This is a genomic window from Mycobacterium sp. E136, from assembly GCF_001666865.1.
Taxonomy (GTDB): domain Bacteria; phylum Actinomycetota; class Actinomycetes; order Mycobacteriales; family Mycobacteriaceae; genus Mycobacterium.
The window spans coordinates 1-21609 of record NZ_LZJE01000261.1; the positions used below are offsets into that span (position 1 = coordinate 1).

The 21609-nt window shown below is 67.7% G+C and carries 20 protein-coding genes and 2 pseudogenes; 14 read left to right on the forward strand and 8 right to left on the reverse strand.

All coding sequences use genetic code 11. The annotated features are described in order from the left end of the window. Positions 1–225 precede the first annotated feature (225 nt). From A5698_RS17225 to A5698_RS17240, 4 genes are all read right to left on the reverse strand, one after another. On the reverse strand, positions 226–1890 hold the full coding sequence (locus A5698_RS17225; protein WP_197506814.1) for an ABC transporter family substrate-binding protein: 1665 nt from the start codon (positions 1888–1890) through the stop codon (positions 226–228). Positions 1891–2099: 209 nt separating this feature from the next. Beyond that, positions 2100–3941: a dipeptide ABC transporter ATP-binding protein gene (locus tag A5698_RS17230; RefSeq protein WP_068299351.1), complete on the reverse strand. Its 1842-nt coding sequence runs from the start codon at positions 3939–3941 to the stop codon at positions 2100–2102. Then, positions 3938–4861, reverse strand: coding sequence for an ABC transporter permease (locus tag A5698_RS17235; protein WP_067088614.1), 924 nt, complete (start codon positions 4859–4861; stop codon positions 3938–3940). The genes A5698_RS17230 and A5698_RS17235 overlap by 4 nt, the downstream gene beginning before the upstream one ends. Continuing rightward, complete coding sequence (locus A5698_RS17240; RefSeq protein ID WP_067088616.1) at positions 4858–5835, reverse strand: ABC transporter permease; 978 nt, start codon at positions 5833–5835, stop codon at positions 4858–4860. Before A5698_RS17240 ends, A5698_RS17235 begins: the two co-directional genes overlap by 4 nt. 222 nt (positions 5836–6057) lie before the next feature. Here A5698_RS17240 and A5698_RS17245 point away from each other — a divergent pair, with 222 nt between their 5' ends. Next, positions 6058–6303 (forward strand): hypothetical protein, encoded by a 246-nt coding sequence (locus A5698_RS17245; protein ID WP_068299354.1) that lies wholly within the window; start codon positions 6058–6060, stop codon positions 6301–6303. A gap of 132 nt (positions 6304–6435) precedes the next feature. Then, on the forward strand, positions 6436–6681 hold the full coding sequence (locus A5698_RS17250) for a hypothetical protein (RefSeq protein WP_067088621.1): 246 nt from the start codon (positions 6436–6438) through the stop codon (positions 6679–6681). Here A5698_RS17250 and A5698_RS17255 read toward each other — a convergent pair. Next, on the reverse strand, positions 6678–7178 hold the full coding sequence (locus A5698_RS17255; RefSeq protein WP_231967433.1) for a hypothetical protein: 501 nt from the start codon (positions 7176–7178) through the stop codon (positions 6678–6680). The genes A5698_RS17250 and A5698_RS17255 overlap by 4 nt on opposite strands. Positions 7179–7361: 183 nt before the next feature. Here A5698_RS17255 and A5698_RS17260 point away from each other — a divergent pair, with 183 nt between their 5' ends. The 6 genes from A5698_RS17260 (at position 7362) to A5698_RS17285 (ending at position 15293) form a co-directional block, all read left to right on the forward strand. After that, a complete protein-coding gene (locus A5698_RS17260) occupies positions 7362–8066 on the forward strand; it encodes a response regulator transcription factor (RefSeq protein ID WP_067088741.1) in 705 nt (234 codons plus the stop codon). Further along, the gene (locus A5698_RS17265) at positions 8044–9612 is read left to right on the forward strand and encodes a sensor histidine kinase (RefSeq protein WP_068299383.1); all 1569 of its coding nucleotides are present in this window, start codon (positions 8044–8046) and stop codon (positions 9610–9612) included. Before A5698_RS17260 ends, A5698_RS17265 begins: the two co-directional genes overlap by 23 nt. Before the next feature lie 23 nt (positions 9613–9635). Further along, complete coding sequence (locus tag A5698_RS17270) at positions 9636–11486, forward strand: glycosyltransferase family 39 protein (RefSeq protein WP_084792493.1); 1851 nt, start codon at positions 9636–9638, stop codon at positions 11484–11486. A 47-nt stretch (positions 11487–11533) separates the two neighbouring features. Then, complete coding sequence (locus A5698_RS17275; protein WP_068299357.1) at positions 11534–12814, forward strand: bifunctional glycosyltransferase family 2/GtrA family protein; 1281 nt, start codon at positions 11534–11536, stop codon at positions 12812–12814. Then, complete coding sequence (locus A5698_RS17280) at positions 12811–14718, forward strand: ArnT family glycosyltransferase (RefSeq protein ID WP_068299360.1); 1908 nt, start codon at positions 12811–12813, stop codon at positions 14716–14718. The genes A5698_RS17275 and A5698_RS17280 overlap by 4 nt, the downstream gene beginning before the upstream one ends. An 83-nt stretch (positions 14719–14801) precedes the next feature. Beyond that, positions 14802–15293, forward strand: a complete 492-nt coding sequence (locus A5698_RS17285) for a beta-class carbonic anhydrase (RefSeq protein ID WP_068299363.1) — start codon at positions 14802–14804, stop codon at positions 15291–15293. A 93-nt stretch (positions 15294–15386) separates the two neighbouring features. Here the strand turns inward: A5698_RS17285 and A5698_RS17290 are convergent, their stop codons facing one another. Continuing rightward, positions 15387–15812, reverse strand: coding sequence for a PaaI family thioesterase (locus tag A5698_RS17290; RefSeq protein WP_068299366.1), 426 nt, complete (start codon positions 15810–15812; stop codon positions 15387–15389). A 244-nt stretch (positions 15813–16056) separates the two neighbouring features. On the opposite strand from A5698_RS17290, the gene cysD reads away from it, so the two are divergent. Genes cysD through A5698_RS17310 form a run of 4 tightly spaced genes read left to right on the forward strand, consistent with a single transcriptional unit; the run spans position 16057 to position 20082 of the window. Continuing rightward, entirely contained in the window at positions 16057–16983 is a 927-nt protein-coding gene (cysD, locus tag A5698_RS17295; RefSeq protein WP_067295913.1) for a sulfate adenylyltransferase subunit CysD, read from the forward strand. Further along, positions 16983–18869 carry a sulfate adenylyltransferase subunit CysN gene (gene cysN / locus A5698_RS17300; RefSeq protein WP_068299370.1) on the forward strand — a complete coding sequence of 629 codons (1887 nt, stop codon included), beginning with the start codon at positions 16983–16985 and terminating at the stop codon, positions 18867–18869. Before cysD ends, cysN begins: the two co-directional genes overlap by 1 nt. After that, positions 18866–19597, forward strand: a complete 732-nt coding sequence (locus tag A5698_RS17305) for a 3'(2'),5'-bisphosphate nucleotidase CysQ (protein WP_068299371.1) — start codon at positions 18866–18868, stop codon at positions 19595–19597. The genes cysN and A5698_RS17305 overlap by 4 nt, the downstream gene beginning before the upstream one ends. 8 nt (positions 19598–19605) lie before the next feature. Continuing rightward, a complete protein-coding gene (locus A5698_RS17310) occupies positions 19606–20082 on the forward strand; it encodes an Rrf2 family transcriptional regulator (RefSeq protein WP_068299387.1) in 477 nt (158 codons plus the stop codon). 4 nt (positions 20083–20086) lie between these two features. Here the strand turns inward: A5698_RS17310 and A5698_RS17315 are convergent, their stop codons facing one another. Further along, positions 20087–20473, reverse strand: coding sequence for a VOC family protein (locus A5698_RS17315; RefSeq protein WP_068299374.1), 387 nt, complete (start codon positions 20471–20473; stop codon positions 20087–20089). 55 nt (positions 20474–20528) lie between these two features. Between A5698_RS17315 and A5698_RS17320 the strand changes: the two genes are divergently transcribed. Both A5698_RS17320 and A5698_RS29480 read left to right on the forward strand, forming a co-directional pair. Further along, on the forward strand, positions 20529–21056 hold the full coding sequence (locus tag A5698_RS17320; protein WP_068299390.1) for a GNAT family N-acetyltransferase: 528 nt from the start codon (positions 20529–20531) through the stop codon (positions 21054–21056). After that, positions 21056–21349, forward strand: a pseudogene (locus A5698_RS29480) (nitronate monooxygenase); the annotation flags it as partial. The gene A5698_RS17320 and the pseudogene A5698_RS29480, both read left to right, overlap by 1 nt. Before the next feature lie 48 nt (positions 21350–21397). Here the strand turns inward: A5698_RS29480 and A5698_RS29485 are convergent. Beyond that, positions 21398–21568 (reverse strand): annotated as a pseudogene (locus A5698_RS29485) (nitronate monooxygenase); the annotation flags it as partial. Positions 21569–21609 lie beyond the last annotated feature (41 nt).

The window sequence follows — 21609 nt, forward strand, 5'->3', positions numbered from 1 at the left end:
TCCAGTCCGGAACTGCGTCGAGCAGAATCACCGTCACCACGGTCGATCTCAACCGCGGGTCCGTCTCCATCGCCCAGGTGAAGGCGTCTGTATTGCGCATGAATGCAGTCATCGTCGGCTCCCGCACCCACGCTACGGCTGCACGTCAGCCGCACGAAGCTCCTGCTCCCAGGAAAGGACCTAAGCCCCCGAAGGTGTCGACGAAGGTCCTGAGACGCCGAGGCGTTACGGCTTCATGAAGCCGATCTTCGTGTAGTCCGCGTCGGCCAGGCCGAAGGCCCCGTAGTTCGCCAGATTGCTTCGCACCGCGATGTTTCCGGGCGATTGGGTCAACGGCAGGCTGAACACCTCGTCGAACAGCATCTTGTCCAGCTCGTTGGCCAGCTGCCGGGCCTTCGCGGGATCCAGCTCGCCGACGGTCTGCTCGATCTTCTCGTCGATCTCCGGGCTGCTGATCTTGCCGAAGTTGCTCTCGGCTCCGGTCCGATAGATCTGGGTCAGGCTCGCGAGCGGGAAAGCGTCGCCGCTCCACGAGAACTGGGCAATGTCGAAGTTGCCGACGGTGACGTAGTCGGTGAAGAAGCCGGCCGCCGGGCGGACGTCCAGCTCGAGCTTGACGCCGATCTGGGCGAGGTTGTTCTGCGCGATCTGCCCGTACTGCCGAGTGCTCAGCGAGTCGAACAGCACGTCGCGGATCACCAGCTGACGACCGTCCTTCTCGCGAAATTGGCCGTTTTGTCGCCAGCCCAGCGCATCGAGCTCCTGCTTGGCCTTCTCCGGATCGAAGGCGACCGCGCCGCTGTTGTCCTGGTAGCCCTCCTGGCCCGCGACGAAGATGTGGTTGTTCAGCGGCACCGGATTGTCGGCGAGCCCGCGCTGGGTGACCTCGGCGATGGTCTTGCGGTCGATGCCCTTGGCGATCGCGCGGCGCAGCGCAGGGTCGGCCAAAATCGAACCGGGGGAGCCGTTGAACGTGAAGTGGTACCAGGCCAGGCCGGGCGCGCGGCGGATGCTCACGCCCTGCGTGCGCCGCGCGATCTGCATCTCATCGAGGGTCGCCAGTCCGGTGGCGTCGATGGTGTTGTTCTGCAGTGCGGGGATGCGTGCGGCGTCGTCGAGGACGAGGAACGTGATGCTGTCCAGCAGCGGCTGCTCGCCCCACCATTTGGGGTTGCGGGTCAAGGTGATTCGCTTGGCCCCGCGGTCCAGGTTGGAGACGATGAACGGACCGGCCGATGGCCCGGGGCCGTTCAGTTGGCCCTTGTTGAAGACCTCGGGAGTCTCCGTCGAGCTCTTCGGCAGCAGCACGGTGCTTCCGGCGAACATGCCCCGCCAGTCGGACCACGGCTTGGCGAAGGTGATGACGGCTTGGCGGTCGTCGACGCCACGCTCGACCTTCTCGACCCGGTCGCTGCCGTTCGTGGCGGCGATCGCGTACCGGTCGTCTTTGCCGCTGGTGGCGTTGATCTGGGACTGGATGTCCTCCCAGGTGATCGGCGTGCCGTCGCTCCACACCGCCTTCGGGTTGATCGTGTACGTCACGACCTGCGGGTCGGTGCTCGTCAACTCCACGCTGGTGAAGTAGTCGGTGTTGACGGTGGCCGAGCCGTCGGGCCCGATCCGGAACGCGCGTGGCATCGTCGGCTTCAGCACCGCGTTGTTGTCGCCGGTGTTGCCGTCGATGTGCAGCGGGTTGAAGTTGGGCGAGAAGTCGTTCAGTGCCAGCCGGAGGGTGCCGCCCTGCTGGAGGTTGGCCACGTCCTGCGGGTTGATGTCGTTGGTGGTCCCCACCGTCGCCTCGCCGCCTGCCGAGGGGGGCTGTTCGGAACCGCCTGAGCATGCGGTCAGGGTCAGCGCGGCGATGGCGGTGGCCGCAGCGAAACGTCGCAAGATCCCTGCCTCGGCTCCCGCTCGTCCCCTGCCCTCCGAGCGTGGGCCCACCGGTCCTCGCTCCGCTGCGATCCTCACTCGCGCTCGCCTTCGGGAGATTGTTGCCTCGGCTCCCGCTCGTCCCCTGCCCTCCGGGCGTGGGCCCACCGGTCCTCGCTTCGCTGCGATCCTCACTCGCGCTCGCCTTCGGGTGCTCATGCGCTCCGACTTTAGCTGCGATTCACCTGCGGTTGCGGCACCGCGGCGAGCAACCGCCGGGTGTAGTCGTGCGCGGGGTCGGTGAACACCTGGTCGCCGTCGCCCTGTTCGACCACCGTGCCCTTGTACATGACGACCACCCGGTGAGCGAGGTGGCGGACCACCGAGAGGTCGTGCGAGACGAACAGGTAAGACAGCCCGAATCGTTGCTGAAGATCGAGCAACAGGTTGATGATGCCGGCCTGGATCGAGACGTCCAGCGCCGATACCGGCTCATCAAGGGCGAGGATCTTCGGTTGCAGCGCCAGCGCCCGCGCGATGCCGATGCGCTGCTTCTGCCCGCCCGAGAACTCCGCCGGATAGCGGGCGGCGTCTTCGCGCTGCAGCCCGACGATGCCGAGCAGCTCGCCGACCCGTTCCTCTCGGCTCCGCTTGTCAAATCCGTTGGCCTGCAACGGCTCGGCCAGCACATCGAACACCGGGAGCCGCGGATCGAGGGAAGCCACCGGGTCCTGGAACACGACCTGCAGGTCGCCGCGTAACGCCCGCCGACCCTGCCGGTCCAGGGACGCCACATCCTTGCCGAGCACCTCGATGGAGCCGCCTTCGGGCGCGGTCAACTGCAGAATCTGATGCAGCGTCGTCGACTTGCCCGACCCGGACTCCCCGACGATGCCCAGCGTGCGGCCCTGCTGCAGTTCGAAGCTGACGCCGTCGACAGCACGCACCTCACCGACCTGGCGGCGGAACACCACACCCTTGGTCAGCTTGTAGGTCTTCACCAGATTCTCGACACGCACCACCACGGGCACCTCGGCCTCGGACGGCGTGTCAGGCGGGGCCGTCGACACACCGTAGATGTCGGCGGCGCTGCGGCCGACGACGTGTTCGGTGCGGATGCAGGCGGCGCGATGGCTGAGCGACGCGTCTATAGGCAGCAGCTCGGGCTCGGCGGCGCGGCAGTCATCGATGGCCAGCGGGCACCGCGGCGCGAACGGGCAACCCGGCGGAAGCGCGGCCATCGACGGCGGGGCACCCGGTATCGGCACCAGGCGCGAACCCTGCGCCGCGTCGAGGCGGGGCACCGAGCCCAGCAGCCCGACGGTGTAGGGCATGCGCCGGTCGCGGTACAGCTCCTCGACGCCGGCCACCTCGACCGCCCGGCCCGCGTACATCACCAGCGCGCGGTCGGCGAACTCGGCGACCACCCCGAGGTCGTGGGTGATGATCAGGACTCCCGCGCCGGTCACGTCGCGTGCGGTCTTGAGCACCTCGAGGATCTGCGCCTGCACGGTGACGTCCAGGGCGGTCGTCGGCTCGTCGCAGATGATCAGGTCGGGATCGTTGGCGATCGCGATCGCGATCACCACCCGCTGGCGCTCGCCTCCGGACAGTTCGTGCGGGAACGACTTGGCGCGACGGTCGGGCTGATTGATGCCGACCAACTCGAGCAGTTCCACCGCCCGCGTACGGGCCGCGCGCCGACCGATACCGCGCTGATGGATCTCGATGGCCTCGGCGATCTGGTCGCCGACGGTGTAGACGGGGGTGAGCGCCGACATCGGGTCCTGAAAAACCGTGCCGATGGTCTTGCCGCGGATCGCCGACATCCGCTGATCGGTCAGCCCGATGAGCTCGTCGCCGTGCAGCCGGATTGAACCGGAGACGTCGGCGTACTCGGGAAGCAGGCCGACGACGGCCATCGCGCTGGCCGATTTGCCCGCTCCGGATTCCCCGACGAGCGCGACGACTTCGCCCTTGCCGACGTCGAAGTTCATGCCGCGCACCGCCTTCACCGGCGCCGCATCCGTGGGGAACGCGACTGTGAGATCGCGGACCTCGAGCAGGCTCATCGCTTGCGTCTCCGGAGCTGGCGTGCACCCGGATCCAACGCATCGCGCAAGCCGTCCCCAACCAGGTTGGCGCACAGGATGATCAGCACCAGCACGCCACCCGGGAACAGGAACAACCACGGGAACGTCGTCGCGGATTTCGTGCCGTCGGCGATCAACGTGCCCAGCGACACGTCGGGCGGCTGAATGCCGAAGCCGAGGAAGCTCAGCCCGGTTTCGGCCAGCACCGCCACGCCGACGTTGAGCGCCGTGTCGATGATGATGATCGACGCGACGTTCGGAAGGATGTGGCGGATGATGATGCGCCAGTCGCTGACGCCCATATAGCGTGCGGCCGCGACGAATTCGCGGTCACGCAGGCTCATCGTCATACCGCGCACGATCCGCGAGCTGATCATCCAGCTGAACAGTGCCAGCAGCAGGATCATCCAGACGATGTCACCCTTGGTGCGTTGCACGACGATCGAGATCAGCAGGAAGCTCGGCACCACGAGCATCAGGTCGACGAGCCACATCAGGGCCGGGTCCCGCCAATCGGCGAAATAGCCGGCGATCGTGCCCACCGTCGCCGCGATGATGGTCGAGATGAACGCGACGCACACGCCGATCAGCATCGATTTCTGCATGCCCCGCAGAGTCTGCGCGAACAGATCCTGCCCCAGCGCGTTGGTGCCGAACCAGTGGTCGGGGCTGGGCGGCTGCTGCAACGCGAAATAGTCGAGATCGCTGTAGCTGTACGGCAACAGCGGCGGCAGCGCGTAGCAGCCGATGAACAACAGCGCCAACAGGATCAGGGAGATGACCGCGGGCTTGTTGCGCACGAACCGGCGGAACACCAGCGATCGTCGCGACGCGAAACCGGCGGCGTTCAACCCGGACTGCGCGGTGGTCGAGGTCTCACTCGTGACCGGTTCGGTCATGACACCCGCACCCTCGGATCGAGCGCCGCGTACACCACGTCGGAGAGCAGGCCGGCCAACAGGATCATCGCGGCGGACAGAACAGTGATCGCCGCGACGATGTTGATGTCCTGATTGCCGATGCCGGTGACGATCCACTCGCCGACGCCGTACCAGCCGAAGATCTTCTCGGTGAACACCGCGCCGGTGACCAAACCCGCGACGCTGTAGGCGAACAACGTCGCCATCGGAATCAACGCGGTCCGCAAGCCGTGCTTGACCAACGCCCGGCGTCGCGTCAGACCCTTCGCCCGGGCGGTGCGGATGAAGTCCTGCCCGAGGACGTCGAGCATCGCGTTGCGCTGATATCGGCTGTAGATGGCGATCGAGGAGATCGCGAGGGTCATGCTCGGCAGCACCAGGTGCTGCAGCCGGTCGACGAACTGGTTCCACGCCCCCTCGATGGGGAACGACGACGTCTCGCCGGTGTACTCGAATATCCGCACGCCCAACACGTTGTTCACGCCGAGCGCCGCGAGGATGAACAGGTTCGCCAACACGAACGTCGGCGTGCTGATCACGAGCAGCGACAGCACGGTGACGACGCGGTCGCTCAGGCGGTACTGCCGGATAGCGCCCCATGCCCCGGCGGCCACGCCGATGACGGTGCCGACGACCGAGCCGATCACCAGCAGTCGCAGGCTCACCCCCACCCGGCGCCACAGCTCGTTGGTGACCGGCTGCCCGCCGACCGTCACGCCGAAGTCGCCGCGGAGCGCCCCGGACGCCCAGTGGACGTACTGCTCGAGCACGGGCTTGTCGAGGCCCAGTTCGACGCGCTTGGCGTCGATGACGGTCTGGGGCGGGCGGGGGTTGCGGCTTTCCAGGCTCTCGAGAGGGTCGAACTGCCACGAGGCGAGCAGGAAAACCAGGAAGGACGCCAACCCCAGCAACACGACGTAGTTGAGCAGCCGGCGCGCCAGAAACCGCGTCATGCGGAGGATCCGTCCGTCGGCTGCATGCGCTCAGGTTAGGAGATGACAGCTGCGATGGCCGTGATGCGGCCTTCGCAGCGCGCCGAACTGGCCGTTTTGGCGAATTTGCACCGGGGTCGCAGCGAGCGTCCAGTTTCGGCTGGTTCAGTCGGGAGGCATCTGCGATTTCACCGGTGGCCGCGCCGACGGGGCGACTGAACAACCACGGATGGAGGAATTGAGATGGCACGTCACAGCGCGCGACGCAGTACCAGGATCCGTGCGGTCTCGGCCGCGATCGGCGCCGGCGCGATAGCCGCGATGGCCGTGCTCGGAATGACGGTCGAAGGCACCGCCGGCACCCCGCCGATCGCGATGCCCGCGATGACCGTCGGCGCGACCGTCACTCAGACCACACCGTCTACTTCGCCGGCGGTCGGGAAGGCGGAGCCGACCATCAAAGGGAAGGCGCCGTTCGCCGCGAAGTGAGCTCGCCCGGCCGTTTCACGCGCATCCCGTTCGGTTATCCAGCACGTCAAGGGTTCGACGGCGATCCCTGTACGCGCTGCTCAACGGGCTGCGACCCCGGTCGCGCCCACCGGACCAGACGGAGAGGTCGAAGTGAACACGAAACAGGTGAAGGTGCTCTCGGCGGCGGTCGGAACCAGCGCCCTGTTGGCGATGGGCGGATTCTCGCTGGCGTCCACCACTGCCGCTCAGGACGACGAACCGCCCGTGACCCCGGGCCCGGTGACCACGTCGGAGATCACGACCGGCGAGACCAGCACCCAGACGGGTGCTCCCGAGACGCCGACGACGTCGGTCGCCACGCCGCCGGTTACCGCGGAACCGCCGCCCACGGCCTAATTTCGCTGCGCGCTGATGCTGGTCGCCGTCGGTGTGCCGTCGGTTCGTGTCCCACGGACCGTGACCGTGTCGTTGATCGCCGCCGGCTGATCGTCCGCACGCGTCGAGTACGTCTGCGTGAAGCCGTCGGCGCTGCGGACGGTGACCGTTCCTGGCGACGTCGCCGTGACTGTCCCGGTCTGCGTCAACACGGTGGTGAACCCGTCCGCGCCGTCCTCCAGCACGAATTCGCCGTGCAGTTCCGGTGCCGGGTCAACCCCGGGTGGTCCGCCGTTCGACCACGGCGGCGGCTTGAGGCCGGGCGGGCCGGCGGGCATGCCGTGGAAAGCCGGGACGCCAGGTGGCGAACCGCCGTCGGTGGCCGCATAGATCGTCGTTCCGCCGAGTGCCGCGATCACCGCGGCGACGCCGACCGCCAGCACGGTCTGACGTCGGCCCCACTGCGGCTGTCTCGGCTCGGGTGTACCCCACGTGGGGCCGGTTGTGTCGAGACTCACGCCGTCCACTTTGCGCGCGGTCGATGCGTGCCCGCTGTGTGACGGATCAGGCGTTGCTGTGGACCCGTCCACAGCTTGCACATAGGAACGGCACAGGAACCACCCATGGCCGCTGCGGATAATGAATCCGTGGCCACCCCCCGTTCCTCAGGCGTCAGCGAGCAGGACACCGGGCGGGTCGTCATGCGCCGAGCCGACGGGAAGCCGATCCACGTGCTGGTCGTCGACGACGAACCTGTGCTCGCCGAGCTGGTGTCCATGGCGCTGCGCTACGAGGGCTGGGACATCGCGACCGCGGCCGACGGGGCGTCGGCGATCGCGTCCGCGCGCGAAACGCCGCCGGACGTCGTCGTGCTCGACGTGATGCTGCCCGACATGAGCGGGCTCGAGGTGCTTCGCAGACTGCGCGAGCAGATCCCGGGTCTGCCGCTGCTGCTGTTGACGGCCAAGGATTCTGTCGAGGACCGCATCGCCGGCCTCACCGCGGGCGGCGACGACTACGTCACCAAACCGTTCAGCATCGAGGAGGTCGTACTGCGGTTGCGGGCGCTGCTGCGGCGCACCGGGGTGGCCAGCGAATCGGGCGGCGCCAAGATCGTGGTGGGCGACCTGGTGCTCGACGAGGACAGCCACGAGGTGACTCGCGGAGGCGAACTGATCTCACTGACCGCGACCGAGTTCGAGCTGCTGCGCTTCATGATGCGCAACTCCAAACGCGTGCTGAGCAAAGCTCAGATCCTCGATCGCGTGTGGAGTTACGACTTCGGCGGGCGGTCCAACATCGTCGAGTTGTACGTCTCGTACCTGAGAAAGAAGATCGACAGCGGGCGAGAGCCGATGATTCACACCCTGCGCGGTGCCGGGTATGTCCTCAAGCCCGCGCGCTGACGGGCCGTCGACGCGCATCCGTTCCCCGCGGACGTGGTCGTTGCGCGCCCGGCTGCTCGCATCCCAGGTTGTGCTCCTCGCGCTGGTGTGCGCAGCGGTCGGAGTGGGCACGGTGCTTGCGCTGCAACACTTTCTGACCAATCAGCTCGACGAACGACTCCTGGAGACCGGACGGCGGTCGGCCGGGCTGTTCGAGTTCGGTCCGCCACCGCCTCCCGGATTTCCGCGGCCCGGTTTCCGCGAGCGCATGATCATCCGCGGTGAGCAGGGACCCGGACCCGCCTTCCTCAACGCGCCGGGTCAGGCCGCCGGGACGGTGGGCGTGGTGGTCGCACACGGCACCCCGGTCGATGCCGGAGTCATCACCGCCGACGGGACACGAAGCGAGATCAGCGCCACCGCGGCACAACAGCTGGCGCAGGTTGCCGACGGCGTGCTGACGACTGTCGACGTCGACGGACTCGGCCGCTACCGAGTCCTCGCTCTTCACGTGCATCGCCCCGGTGAGGCGATCGTGACCGGATTGCCGCTGTCCGACGTCGACGACACGCTGCTGACCGTCGTCATCATCTTCTGCGTGGTCGGCGCCACGGCGCTGGTCGGGGCGACCACCGCCGGAATCCTCATCATCCGGCGTCAACTCACGCCGCTGGCAAGGGTTTCCGACGCGGCGCGACAGGTGGCCGACCTCGAACTCGAACGCGGTGAAGTGCGCCTGCCCACACCGATCGTCAAGGTGGACCCGGCGAGCGCGCACACCGAGACCGGGCAGCTCGGCTCCGCGTTGAACCGGATGCTCGATCGGATCGCGTCCGCGCTGTCCGCGAGGCACGCCAGCGAGACACGGATCCGCCAGTTCGTCGCCGACGCCAGCCACGAGCTGCGCACCCCGCTGGCGGCCATTCGCGGCTATACCGAACTGGCACAACGCAAACGCGACGACGTACCCGACGACGTCGCCCACGCCATGAGCCGGGTGGAATCGGAGACGGCCCGGATGACGCAGCTCGTCGAGGACATGCTGCTGTTGGCGCGTCTCGACACCGGCCGTCCGCTCGAGCGGCAGCCGGTGGACCTGTCGCGCCTGATCGTCGACGCGGTCAGCGACGCGCATATCGCCGGGCCGGAACACCAATGGTCGCTGGATCTTCCGGAGGAGCCGGTGATGGTGGTCGGCGACGAGGCACGCCTGCATCAAGTGCTGGGAAACCTGCTCGCAAACGCCCGCATCCACACTCCGCCCGGCACCTCGGTGACGACATCGTTGAGCGTCGAGGCGGACGGGAGCGTCGTATTGACCGTGGCCGACGACGGCCCCGGCATCCCGGCCTGGTTGCAGCCCGAGATATTCGAGAGATTCGCCCGCGGCGACTCGTCGCGATCACGCCGCGGCGGCAGCACGGGCCTGGGGCTGGCGATCGTCGCGGCCGTCGTCAGGGCGCACCGCGGCACCATCGACGTGCACAGCGCGCCCGGCGAGACACGGTTCGTGGTCACCCTTCCCGATTCACAGCCGGGACACAGCGGGCCCAAGACCGAAACTTAGTCTTCGCGGCGACACTGGACCCGGTGACCGCCCTCGTTTCTCCGCGTGCGCAGACGCGAGTCGCCCCGGCGCGCCGGAATTCATGGGCCGTTCGTGGTCATTCACGCCTCGGGTTGCCCATCCTGTTGACGGCGACGGCGGTGCTGTACCTCTGGAACCTCTCGGCGAGTGGATGGGCCAACGCCTTCTATTCGGCTGCGGCGCAGGCCGGTGCGAGCAACTGGACCGCGATGCTGTTCGGGTCCAGCGACGCGGCGAACGCCATCACCGTCGACAAGACACCCGCGGCGCTGTGGCTCATCGACATCTCGGTGCGCCTGTTCGGGCTCAACCCGTGGAGTGTGCTCGTTCCTCAGGCGCTCGAGGGCGTCGCCGCGGTGGGGTTGCTGTACGCCGCGGTCTGCCGGGTCGCCGGGCGTGGCGCGGGCCTTCTGGCCGGCGCCATCTTGGCGCTGACGCCGGTGGCGGCGTTGATCTTTCGCTTCAACAACCCCGATGCCCTGCTGGTGCTTCTGCTCGTGGCCGCGGCCTACTGCATGCAACGTGCCTGCGAGAAGGACGCCAGCCGGTGGTGGTTGATCGCCGCAGGCGGTGCGGTGGGCTTCGGCTTCCTCGCCAAGATGTTGCAGGCATTTCTGGTGCTGCCGGGGTTCGTTGTCGGATACCTGATCGGAGGCCACCGGCCCTGGCTACGACGGTCGCTCGACCTGCTCGCCGCCGCCGCGGCCATGGTGGTCACGGGCGGCTGGTACCTGCTGCTCGTCGAGTTGTGGCCGCCGTCGTCGCGGCCCTTCATCGGCGGTTCGCAGCACAACAGCATCCTCGAATTGACGTTTGCCTACAACGGGTTCGGTCGCATCACCGGCGACGAGCCGGGCGGCTTGGGCAACCTCGACCACGACGTCGGCTGGGGCCGGCTGTTGGGTACCGGGATGGGGCAGGACATCGCGTGGCTCTTACCGGGCGCGTTGATCTGCCTCGCCGCCGGGCTCGTTCTCGTCCGCCGGCGTCCGCGCACCGACCCATTGCGAACCGCGCTGATCATGTGGGGCGGCTGGTTGATCGTCACGGCCCTGGTCTTCAGCTTCGCCGGCGGCATCATCCATTCGTACTACACCGTCGCTCTCGCACCCGCGATCGCGGCCTGCATCGGCATCGGTGTAAACCTCATGTGGCACAACCGTTTCGACATCAGCGTGGCGACAGTTATGGCAAGCACCGTGGCGGTCACGGTCTGCCTCGCGGCGGTTCTGTTGAGCAGGAACGTCGGTTGGCTGCCGTGGTTGCGCGCGGTGGTGGCGGTCGGCGGAGTGGGGGCGGCGGTTCTGCTTCTCGTCGCGGGGAGGTTGCCGCGGTCGACGGCTGCCGCGGTGGCCGTGCTCGCCGTCGCGTCGTGTCTGGCCGCACCGGCCGTCTACTCCGTGGCCACCGCGGCGACGCCGCACAGCGGTGCGATCCCGGCTGTCGGTCCGTCCGGCCGCGGTTTCGGCGGTCCGCCCGGACTGCTGAACGCGCCGATGCCGGGACCCGCGCTGTCCGCGGCGTTGCGGAAGGATGCCGGCGCCTACACGTGGGTCGCGGCAGTCGTGGGCTCGAACAACGCCGCTGGCTACCAACTGGCCGTCGGCGCCCCGGTGATGGCGGTCGGCGGTTTCAACGGCACCGACCCCGCGCCGACGCTCGAGGAGTTCCGCTCGCTGGTCGCCGCGCGCCGGATTCATTACTTCATCGGCAGCCGCATGATGTTCGGTCGTCATGCGGTAAGCGGGAGTCGGGAATCGGCTGACATCACCGAATACGTCGAGACCCACTACTCGCCGATGACGGTCGACGGCGTGGTCATCTACGACCTCACCCGGCCGAACAATTCATAGCTCAGACACAGGTTCGGCCAATGGGGGACACAACATGCGCCTCGACCATGGACGTCGTGACGGACATCGCTCTCGAGCGCCTGCGTTTCGAATACCGGCCCAACGCCGCAACGGCGGCCCGCGCGGCCGGCGTTCCGGTTCTCGACGTCGTGGTTCCGGTGTACAACGAGCAGGACGACCTGGCGGGGTCGGTGCGCCGGCTGCACCGGCACCTGCGGGAGAACTTCCCGTTCCCCTCCCGAATCACCATCGCCGACAACGCCAGCTGCGACGACACCCCCCGCGTGGCGGCCGAACTGGCCGCCGAACTGGGCGATGTTCGGGTGGTGCGGCTCGAACAGAAGGGCCGCGGCCGGGCGCTGCACACCGTGTGGTCGGAATCGGACGCGCAGGTGCTCGCCTATATGGACGTTGACCTGTCGACCGATCTCACCGCGCTCGCCCCGCTGGTGGCGCCACTGATTTCCGGGCATTCGGACTTGGCGATCGGGACGCGGTTGAGCCGCGGCGCGCGGGTCGTGCGTGGCGCCAAGCGCGAAGTCATCTCGCGCTGCTACAACCTCATCCTGAAATCCACGCTCGCGGCCCGGTTCTCCGATGCGCAATGCGGCTTCAAGGCCATCCGCTCCGACGTGGCCCGGTTTCTGCTGCCGCATGTCGCCGACACCGGTTGGTTCTTCGACACCGAACTGTTGGTGCTCGCCGAACGGAGCGGCCTACGCATTCACGAAGTACCCGTCGACTGGGTCGACGATCCCGACAGCCGCGTCGACATCGTCGCCACTGCCGCCGCCGACCTGAAGGGAATTGGACGCTTGTTGCGCGGATTCGCCAATGGATCGATCCCGGTGCACGACATCGCCGCACAACTGGCACCGGCGAAGGCCGCGGCCCCCGGCTCGTTGTTCCGCCAGGTTGTGCGCTTCGGCGCCATCGGTGTCGTCTCCACCGCGGCCTACGTCGCGCTGTTCATGCTCATGCACGGGTGGGTGGGAGCGCAGGCGGCGAACCTGATCGCGCTGCTGACCACCGCCGTGGCCAACACCGCCGCGAACCGCCGGTTCACCTTCGGCATCGGGGGTTTCGCCAACGCGACGCGGCATCACGTCGAGGGGTTGATCGTGTTCGCGATCGCCCTCACCATCACCAGCGGCTCACTCGCCGTCTTGCATCTGCTGGTCGGCCATCCGCATCGCCTGATCGAGCTGACGGTGCTGGTGCTGGCCAACCTCGCGGCCACCGCGGCGCGATTCGTGCTGCTGCGCGGCTGGGTGTTCCATCCCCGGCGCGCTCGAAACAGGCTGCACGGCGGAGGAATCGCGCGATGACCCTCACAGACGAACTCCGGCCTGCGGCGTCGGCTGCCGATACCCCGGTTGAGCGGACCGGTGCCCGCTGGACACGTCCAGCCCTGGCCGCGCTGTTGCTCGCGACCGCGGTGCTGTATCTGTGGGGTCTGGGCTCGAACGGCTGGGCCAACGACTACTACGCGGCGGCGGTCCAGGCCGGTACACAGAACTTCAAGGCGTGGTTGTTCGGGTCCCACGATGCCGGCAATGCCATCACCGTCGACAAACCGCCTGCCTCCCTGTGGATCATGGTGTTGTCCGGCAGGCTGTTCGGCTTCAACGCGTTCACCATGCTGCTCCCACAGGCGATGATGGGTGTCGGCTCCGTGGCGGTGCTCTACGCGACGGTCCGCCGCGTCAGCGGTCCCGTTGCGGGCCTGATCGCCGGCGCCGCACTGGCGCTCACACCGGTCGCCGCGCTGATGTTCCGCTTCAACAATCCCGACGCGCTTCTGGTGCTGCTGATGGTGGTCGCTGCGTACTGCGTGCTGCGGGCGACCGAGACCGCGAGCACCCGCTGGATGGTGCTGGCGGGTTGTGCTCTCGGCTTCGCGTTCCTGACGAAGATGTTGCAGGCCTTTCTCGTCGTCCCCGGTCTGGCACTGGCGTTCCTGGTCGCCGCGCCCGTCGGGATGTGGCGGCGCATCGGTTCATTGGCGGCAGGTGCGGCCGCGATGGTCGTCTCCGCCGGGTGGTTCCTCGCCCTGGTCGAATTGTGGCCGGCCGATTCGCGGCCCTACATCGGCGGCTCCACGGACAACAGCCTGCTGCAGCTCGCATTGGGCTACAACGGAATTGAGCGAATCGCCGGGCGGGGCGGACCCGGGGGCATGGGACCCGGCCCAGGCGCGCCCGACGGTGGACGCCCCCTGTTCTTCGGCGGTGAGCCCGGCATCGGTCGGATGTTCGGCGACTCGATGGGCACGCAGGCGTCGTGGCTGTTGCCCGCCGCATTGATCGGACTGGCGGCGGGATTGTGGTTCACCCGCCGAACCCCGCGGACGGCCGGCGTGCGTGCCGCGCTCCTGATGTGGGGCGGCTGGTTGCTGGTGACCGGCGCGGTGTTCAGCTTCATGGACGGCACCATCCACCCGTACTACACCGTCGCGCTGGCGCCTGCGGTGGCCGCACTGGTCGGGATCTCGGTCCGAGAGTTGTGGCGAGGCAGGCGTTTTCCCGCCCCGCGGATCGTGTTGGCGATCATGTCGGCGACCACCGGCGTGTGGGCGTTCATCCTGCTCGACAGGACGCCGGACTGGTGGCCGGCGGTGCGCTGGGTCGTGTTGGTCGGTTCGGTGGTCGTGGCTTCGATGCTGGCGGTCGGCGCGCACCGGCTCGGCCGTGCGACGACCGTGGTGGCGCTCGCCGCTGCGGCGTTCGGGGTGGCCGGTGCGACCGCGTACACGGTGGCGACGGTCGCCAACACGCAGGGCGGCCCGATGGTTGTCGCTGGTCCTTCCGTCGGCGTGAGCGGTTTTCACGGGGACGGGCCGGGCCGGCACGCGCCTCCCGGAGACCCCGGTGGGTTCGGCGCGGTAGCGGACAATCCGGCGCTCGAGAACATCGTCAGGGAGGCGCCGACCCGCTGGGCGGCAGCGACCGTCGGATCGATGACCGCGAGCAGACTCGAACTGGACACCGGCGCGTCGGTGATGGCGATCGGAGGGTTCACGGGATCCGACGATTCGCCGACGCTCGAGCAGTTCCAGGAGTATGTCGGGCACCAGGAGGTGCGCTACTTCATCGGCGATGACCACGGCGGGCCCCCTCACCGCAACCACGGCGAAGCCTCCGCGATCGCGTCATGGGTGCAGCAGAACTTCACCGCGGTCGACGTCGACGGCACCACGGTCTACGACCTGTTCGCGCCGATCGTCAGGTGATCGGCGCAGCACGCTCGTCAATTATTCGATCTGCTTGATTTTCTTCGCTCTGTCAGGGCGGAGGCGGTTATAGGGTCGACCCCATGTCCGTGACCGATGAATATCTGAAGAACAACGAGGAGTACGCCAAGACGTTCTCCGGTCCGCTGCCGTTGCCGCCGGGCAAGCACGTCGCGGTGGTCGCGTGTATGGACGCCCGGCTCGACGTCTACCGGATCCTCGGTCTCCAAGACGGCGAGGCGCACGTCATCCGCAACGCGGGCGGCGTCGTCACCGACGACGAGATCCGGTCGCTGGCGATCAGCCAGCGGCTGCTCGGCACCAAGGAGATCATCCTCATCCACCACACGGACTGCGGCATGCTGACGTTCACCGACGACGGCTTCAAACAGCAGATCCAAGACGAGATCGGCATCAAGCCCGAGTGGGCCGCCGAGTCGTTCGTCGATCTCGAGGAGGATGTGCGGCAGTCAGTGCGGCGCATCGAGGCCAGCCCGTTCGTCACCAAGCACGAGTCGTTGCGTGGGTTTATCTTCGACGTCGCAACCGGCCGGCTCAACGAGGTCACGCTGTAGCACCGCCTACTTATTGCGTGAGCGAGCGTGTCTGCACACGACACGCCGCTAGATAGCAGCACTTCGCGGTCGCTCGTGACCGACGACCGTGCGCTAGCCGATCTTGTACGTGGCGATCGCCTTCGCCACCGCTTCGCCGTCGGCGGTCACGACATCGACGTCGCAGTTGACCAGCGTCTTGCCGCGACGCAACACCCGTCCGATCGCGACAAGGTCACATGCACGCGCGGGCGCCAGGAACTGCATCGACATCGACGTGGTGACCCCGCGCAGCGACTCCGGCACCTCGGCCTGCACCCACGCCGCGGCCATCACCGCAACATCGGCCAAGGCCGTGATCGCGCCGCCGTGCACCATGTCGCCGACGGTCACGTTGGACTCGTCCCACAGCAGGCGCAGTCGGATCTCGTTGCCGTCGAGTCGTTCGGGCACGATGCCGAGCTTGGCGACGAACGGGGACTGCGGGATGAACTGCGCCATGACGTCGGCGCCCGTACGGGGCGGGGAGGTAGTGGTCATTGGTCGAGTATCGACGCCAGCCGCGCAAGTTCAACTACCTCACGGGTAAGCACTGTGTGCCCCTCGCGACGGTCGAGCGTGCGCGAAGCGCCGAGATCACGCGGCGTGTCGTGTGCAGACACGCGCGCTCGCGCGGCAGGGGATGGAATGCAGGGCCGTTCGTTGACACCCCGCGCGGCCTCGGTGTCTAATATCGGGTAATGATCGTAAATATGGTCATTCCTACCAACTTTACGAGGAAAACATGACGGCCACCACCGAACACGTTCATGCAGGGCGCTACGAGCTCAGTCACCTGCGGTCGTTGGAAGCCGAGGCCATCCACATAATCCGCGAGGTGGCCGCAGAGTTCGAGCGGCCCGTGCTGTTGTTCTCCGGCGGCAAGGACTCCATCGTGATGCTGCATCTGGCGCTCAAGGCCTTCCGGCCGGGCCGGCTGCCGTTCCCGGTCATGCACGTCGACACCGGGCACAACTTCGACGAGGTGCTGCAGACGCGCGACGAACTCGTCGAGGAGTTCGGCGTCCGCCTGGTCGTGGCCAAGGTGCAGGACGACATCGACGCCGGGCGTGTGGTCGAGACGATCCCGTCGCGAAATCCGCTGCAGACGGTGACGCTGCTGCGGGCCATCCGCGAGAACAAGTTCGACGCTGCGTTCGGCGGCGCGCGCCGCGACGAGGAGAAGGCGCGCGCCAAGGAGCGGGTGTTCTCCTTCCGCGACGAGTTCGGCCAGTGGGACCCGAAGGCCCAGCGACCCGAGCTGTGGAACCTCTACAACGGCCGCCACCACAAGGGCGAGCACATCCGCGTGTTCCCGCTGTCGAACTGGACCGAGTTCGACATCTGGTCCTACATCGGCGCCGAGAAGATCAAGCTGCCGTCGATCTACTACGCCCACCGTCGCAAGGTGTTCGAACGCGACGGGATGCTGCTGGCCGTGCACCGGTACCTGCAGCCGCGCAAGGACGAAGAGGTCGTCGAGAAGACTGTGCGGTTCCGCACCGTCGGCGATGTCACCTGCACCGGATGTGTGGAGTCCCGCGCCGCAACGGTTTCCGAGGTCATCGCCGAAACGGCGGTGTCGCGGCTGACCGAACGCGGCGCCACGCGCGCCGACGACCGCATCTCCGAGGCCGGCATGGAGGACCGCAAGCGAGAGGGCTACTTCTGATGACCAGCACCACCGAGCGGCCCGCGTCCAATTCGCGGCCCGCCGCGACGCTGCTGCGGATCGCCACCGCGGGTTCCGTCGACGACGGCAAGTCGACCCTCATCGGCCGGCTGCTGTTCGACTCCAAGGCCGTCATGGAAGACCAATTGGCCTCCGTCGAGCGGACGTCCAAGGAACGCGGCCACGACTACACCGATCTCGCGCTGGTGACCGACGGCCTGCGGGCCGAGCGTGAGCAGGGCATCACGATCGATGTCGCCTATCGCTACTTCGCTACGCCCAAGCGCAAATTCATCATCGCCGACACTCCGGGCCACATCCAGTACACCCGCAACATGGTCACGGGTACGTCGACCGCGCAGCTGGCGATAGTCCTCGTCGATGCGCGCCACGGCCTGCTCGAGCAGTCGCGCCGTCACGCGTTCCTCGCATCGCTGCTCGGCATCCGGCACATCGTGCTCGCCGTGAACAAGATGGACCTGATCGATTGGGACAGAGAGCGGTTCGAGAAGATCCGCGATGACTTCCACGACTTCGCCGCGCGCCTGGACATCCACGATGTGACGACGATTCCGCTGTCGGCCCTCAACGGCGACAACGTCGTGACCAAATCCGACAAGACGCCGTGGTACGAGGGTCCGCCGCTGCTGACGCACCTGGAAGAGGTGTACATCGCAGGCGACCGCAATCTCGTCGACGTCCGGTTCCCCGTCCAGTACGTGATCCGCCCGCAGTCGCTGGAACACCACGACCACCGCAGTTACGCAGGCACCGTCGCCAGCGGGGTGATGAAGGTCGGCGACGACGTCGTCGTGCTGCCCGCGGGTCTGCCCTCACGCATCTCGGCGATCGAGGGTCCCAACGGTCCTGTCGACGAAGCGTTCCCGCCCATGGCGGTGGCGATCAGCCTGACCGACGACATCGACATCTCGCGCGGCGACCTGATCGCGCGTCCGAACAACCAACCCCGGGTGGCACAGGAATTCGACGCCACCGTCTGCTGGATGGCCGACGGGTCGGCGTTGGAGCCCGGCCGCGACTATCTGATCAAGCACACCACCCGTACGACGCGGGCGAGGGTGACGGCGTTGGACTACCGTCTCGACGTCAACACGCTGCACCGGGACAAGGAGGTGACCGCGCTCAAACTCAATGAGTTGGGCCGCATCTCGCTGCGGACGCAGACGCCGCTGCTGCTCGACGAGTACAGCCGCAACGCGACCACCGGCTCCTTCATCCTGATCGACCCGAACACCAACGGCACGGTCGCCGCGGGCATGATCCTGCCGCAGGTGACCGCCCGCACCTCGAGTCCGAACACCGTGCGGCACGAGTCGTTGTGCAAGGCCGAGGACCGGCTGAGCAAGGGTAGGACGGTGTGGTTCACCGGCCTGTCGGGGTCGGGTAAGTCTTCGGTGGCCATGCTGGTGGAGCAGAAGCTGATCGAAAAGGGCGTTCCCGCCTATGTTCTCGACGGTGACAACCTGCGCCACGGGCTCAACGCCGATCTCGGCTTCTCGATGGCCGACCGCGCCGAGAACCAGCGCAGGCTGGCGCACGTCGCGGCGATCCTCGCCGATTCCGGACAGGTGGTGCTGGTGCCCGCGATCAGTCCGCTCGAGGAACACCGCGCCCTGGCGCGGAAGGTGACCACCGAGGCGGGCCTCGATTTCTTCGAGGTCTTCTGCGACACGCCCCTGGAGGACTGCGAGCGACGCGACCCGAAGGGCTTGTACGCCAAGGCTCGCGCCGGGAAGATCACCCACTTCACCGGAATCGACAGTCCCTACCAGCGGCCGAAGAATCCGGACCTGCGGCTGACCCCCGACCGCGACCCCGAGGAGCTGGCGGACATGGTCATCGAGCTGCTGGAAAGCCGCCAGTGAGCGATCACGATCTCGCTGCACAGCTGGCCGCGGCGGCGGGAAAGCTTCTGCTCGACGTGCGCAGCGAGCTGGCCGACGCCACCGGAGCCGAGCGAAAAGCCGCCGGGGACAAGCGTTCCCACGACTTCCTGATGGAGGCCCTGGCGACCGAACGGCCGAATGACGCGGTGCTGTCGGAGGAGGGCGCCGACAACCCCATCCGCTTGAGCACCGAACGCGTCTGGATCGTCGACCCCCTCGACGGCACACGGGAATTCTCCGAACTCGGGCGCGACGACTGGGCCGTGCACGTCGCACTGTGGGAGAGCGGTGAACTCGTCGCGGGCGCGGTGGCGCTCCCGGCGCAGGACATCACGTTGGCCACGCCCGAGGTGGCGCCGCCGCCTGCCGCCCCCGACACGCCGCGGATCGTCGTGTCGCGCACGCGGCCGCCTGCGATCGCGCTCGCGGTGCGCGACGCGCTCGGCGGCACGTTGGTCGAAATGGGCTCGGCGGGGGCGAAGGTCGCTTCCGTCGTCCAAGGTCTTTCGGACGTCTACGTGCACGCGGGTGGGCAGTACGAGTGGGATTCGGCAGCGCCCGTCGCCGTCGCCCGCGCCGCCGGCCTCCACACCTCCCGCATCGACGGGTCCCCGCTGCTCTACAACCGGCCCGACCCGCTGCTGCCTGACCTCATCGTCTGCCGGCCCGAGCTCGCCGAAGCGGTGCTGGCCGTCACTCGTGATTGACTGTGTCCATGCGCATGTCGGCCAAAGCGGAGTACGCCGTTCGCGCGATGGTGCAACTGGCGACCGCTGACGAGGGCGTCCTCGTCACCACCGACGACCTCGCCAAAGCACAGGGCATCCCGTCGCAATTCCTGGTCGACATCCTTGCGGCGCTGCGCACCGACCGCCTCGTACGCAGCCACCGCGGCCGTGAGGGCGGCTACGAGTTGGCCCGCCCGGCGAAGGACATCAGCCTCGCCGACGTGTTGCGGTGCATCGACGGCCCGCTGGCCAGCGTCCGTGACATCGGGCTCGGCGACCTGCCATATACCGGACCGACGACGCCGCTGACCGACGTCTGGCGTGCACTGCGCGCGAGCATGCGATCGGTGCTCGAACAGACCAGCGTCGCCGACGTGGCCGCCGATGCGCTGCCCAAACACGTCCGCAAGCTCGCCGACGACTACCGCGATCAGGAAACCAAGCGCGGCCACTCGCTCAACTAGCCGGTCAGCCCGATCCGTAAGGCCGGGTGATGATCTCGAGGTAGTGGCCCGCCGGGTCCTGAAAGTAGACGCCGCGACCGCCGTCGTTGTGGTTGATCTCGCCGGGCCGCATGCCGCGGGGGTCGGCCCAGTGCTGCAGGCCCCGCTCGCGGATGCGGCCGTAGATCTCGGAGAACTCGTCCTCGGACACCAGAAATGCGTAATGCTGCGGGCGGATCTCCTCCTCCGGACCGACCTGCGCGAAGTCGAGGCTGGCGTCATGCGCCAATCCGACGGCCAGGAAATGCCCGAACTCCTTGGCGGCGGGTAGGCCGAACAACTCGGTGAAGAACCGGGCCGATTCCTCACGGTCTCTTGCGGCCACGATGGTGTGGTTGAACGTGATCGCCATACCGATTCAGTCAACCACCGTGGTGGTGCATCCGGCAACGATGCACGATGTACCCATGGCGGACATCGAGGTGCTCAACGGCCCGAGGATCACGTTGCGTGCGCCGACCCGCGACGACACCGAACCCCTCTTCGAGCGGGTCGCGTCGGATCCAGAGGTGACGCACTTCATGGCGTGGCGGACGCACCGCGATGTCGGCGAAACCCGGCGCGTCCTCACCGAAGTGTTCAACGTCGGTGGCGAGACCACCTGGTTGATCGATCTGCGCGGCGAGGGTCCGATCGGCGCGATCGGCTGGCGGCGACCGCAGCCGCACCACATCGACTTCGGCTACTACCTGGGCCGGCCGTGGTGGAAGCAGGGCTTCATGTCCGAGGCGGTGGAGCTGCTGTTCGCCAAGGCGCGCCGTGATCCGACCCTCTACCGCATCTCGGCGTACTGCCACGTCGACAACGAGGCATCGGCGAACCTGCTCCGGCGCAATGGGCTCCGCCTGGAGGGTCGCCTGGCCCGCTACGCGTTGCTACCGAACATCAGCGACGAACCGCAGGACTGCCTGCTCTTCGCCAAGGCGGTGCGCTGATGTTCGATCTGCGCGACCTCACCGCGGCGATTCTCGTCGCGCCGATGGCCGGCGGCCCGTCGACCCCCGAGCTCGCCGCCGCAGGTAGCGCGGCCGGTGGCTTGGGATTCGTGGCCGGGGGCTACCTCACGGCGCAGGTGTTCGCCGAACGCATCAGCGCCGCACAGAGCCTGACCACCGGCCCGGTGGGCGCGAATGTCTTTGTCCCGCAACCATCTGCGGCCACATCCGAGGCGATTGCGGTTTATGCCGCGGCGTTGGGCCCCGACGCCGAACGTTACGGCGCCGCGCTCAACGGCCTGCCGGGCCTCGGCCAACGTCGTCACGGTGCCCACCGTCGTGATACCCGCCGCACGCAGGCGCTGTATCTCCTCGGCGCTGGGCAGGCCGAAGGTGAACGACGCCACCGCGGGCCTCAGATCGAGCAGAACGTCGAGCTTGCCCGCCCAGGCGTCGTCGTCGAACCGGGGCTCACCGAGCGCGGCGCCGTAACGTTCGGCGTCGGGGCCCAACGCCGCGGCATAAACCGCAATCGCCTCGGATGTGGCCGCAG

Bases quoted from the DNA above. Each gene is read 5' to 3' on its own strand.
- A5698_RS17230 (WP_068299351.1), bottom strand. From the start codon at position 3,941: ATGAGCCTGCTCGAGGTCCGCGATCTCACAGTCGCGTTCCCCACGGAT.
- A5698_RS17235 (WP_067088614.1), bottom strand. From the start codon at position 4,861: ATGACCGAACCGGTCACGAGTGAGACCTCGACCACCGCGCAGTCCGGG.
- A5698_RS17240 (WP_067088616.1), bottom strand. From the start codon at position 5,835: ATGACGCGGTTTCTGGCGCGCCGGCTGCTCAACTACGTCGTGTTGCTG.
- A5698_RS17245 (WP_068299354.1), top strand. From the start codon at position 6,058: ATGGCACGTCACAGCGCGCGACGCAGTACCAGGATCCGTGCGGTCTCG.
- A5698_RS17260 (WP_067088741.1), top strand. From the start codon at position 7,362: ATGCGCCGAGCCGACGGGAAGCCGATCCACGTGCTGGTCGTCGACGAC.
- A5698_RS17265 (WP_068299383.1), top strand. From the start codon at position 8,044: ATGTCCTCAAGCCCGCGCGCTGACGGGCCGTCGACGCGCATCCGTTCC.
- A5698_RS17275 (WP_068299357.1), top strand. From the start codon at position 11,534: ATGGACGTCGTGACGGACATCGCTCTCGAGCGCCTGCGTTTCGAATAC.
- A5698_RS17280 (WP_068299360.1), top strand. From the start codon at position 12,811: ATGACCCTCACAGACGAACTCCGGCCTGCGGCGTCGGCTGCCGATACC.
- A5698_RS17285 (WP_068299363.1), top strand. From the start codon at position 14,802: ATGTCCGTGACCGATGAATATCTGAAGAACAACGAGGAGTACGCCAAG.
- A5698_RS17290 (WP_068299366.1), bottom strand. From the start codon at position 15,812: ATGACCACTACCTCCCCGCCCCGTACGGGCGCCGACGTCATGGCGCAG.
- cysD (WP_067295913.1), top strand. From the start codon at position 16,057: ATGACGGCCACCACCGAACACGTTCATGCAGGGCGCTACGAGCTCAGT.
- cysN (WP_068299370.1), top strand. From the start codon at position 16,983: ATGACCAGCACCACCGAGCGGCCCGCGTCCAATTCGCGGCCCGCCGCG.
- A5698_RS17310 (WP_068299387.1), top strand. From the start codon at position 19,606: ATGCGCATGTCGGCCAAAGCGGAGTACGCCGTTCGCGCGATGGTGCAA.
- A5698_RS17315 (WP_068299374.1), bottom strand. From the start codon at position 20,473: ATGGCGATCACGTTCAACCACACCATCGTGGCCGCAAGAGACCGTGAG.
- A5698_RS17320 (WP_068299390.1), top strand. From the start codon at position 20,529: ATGGCGGACATCGAGGTGCTCAACGGCCCGAGGATCACGTTGCGTGCG.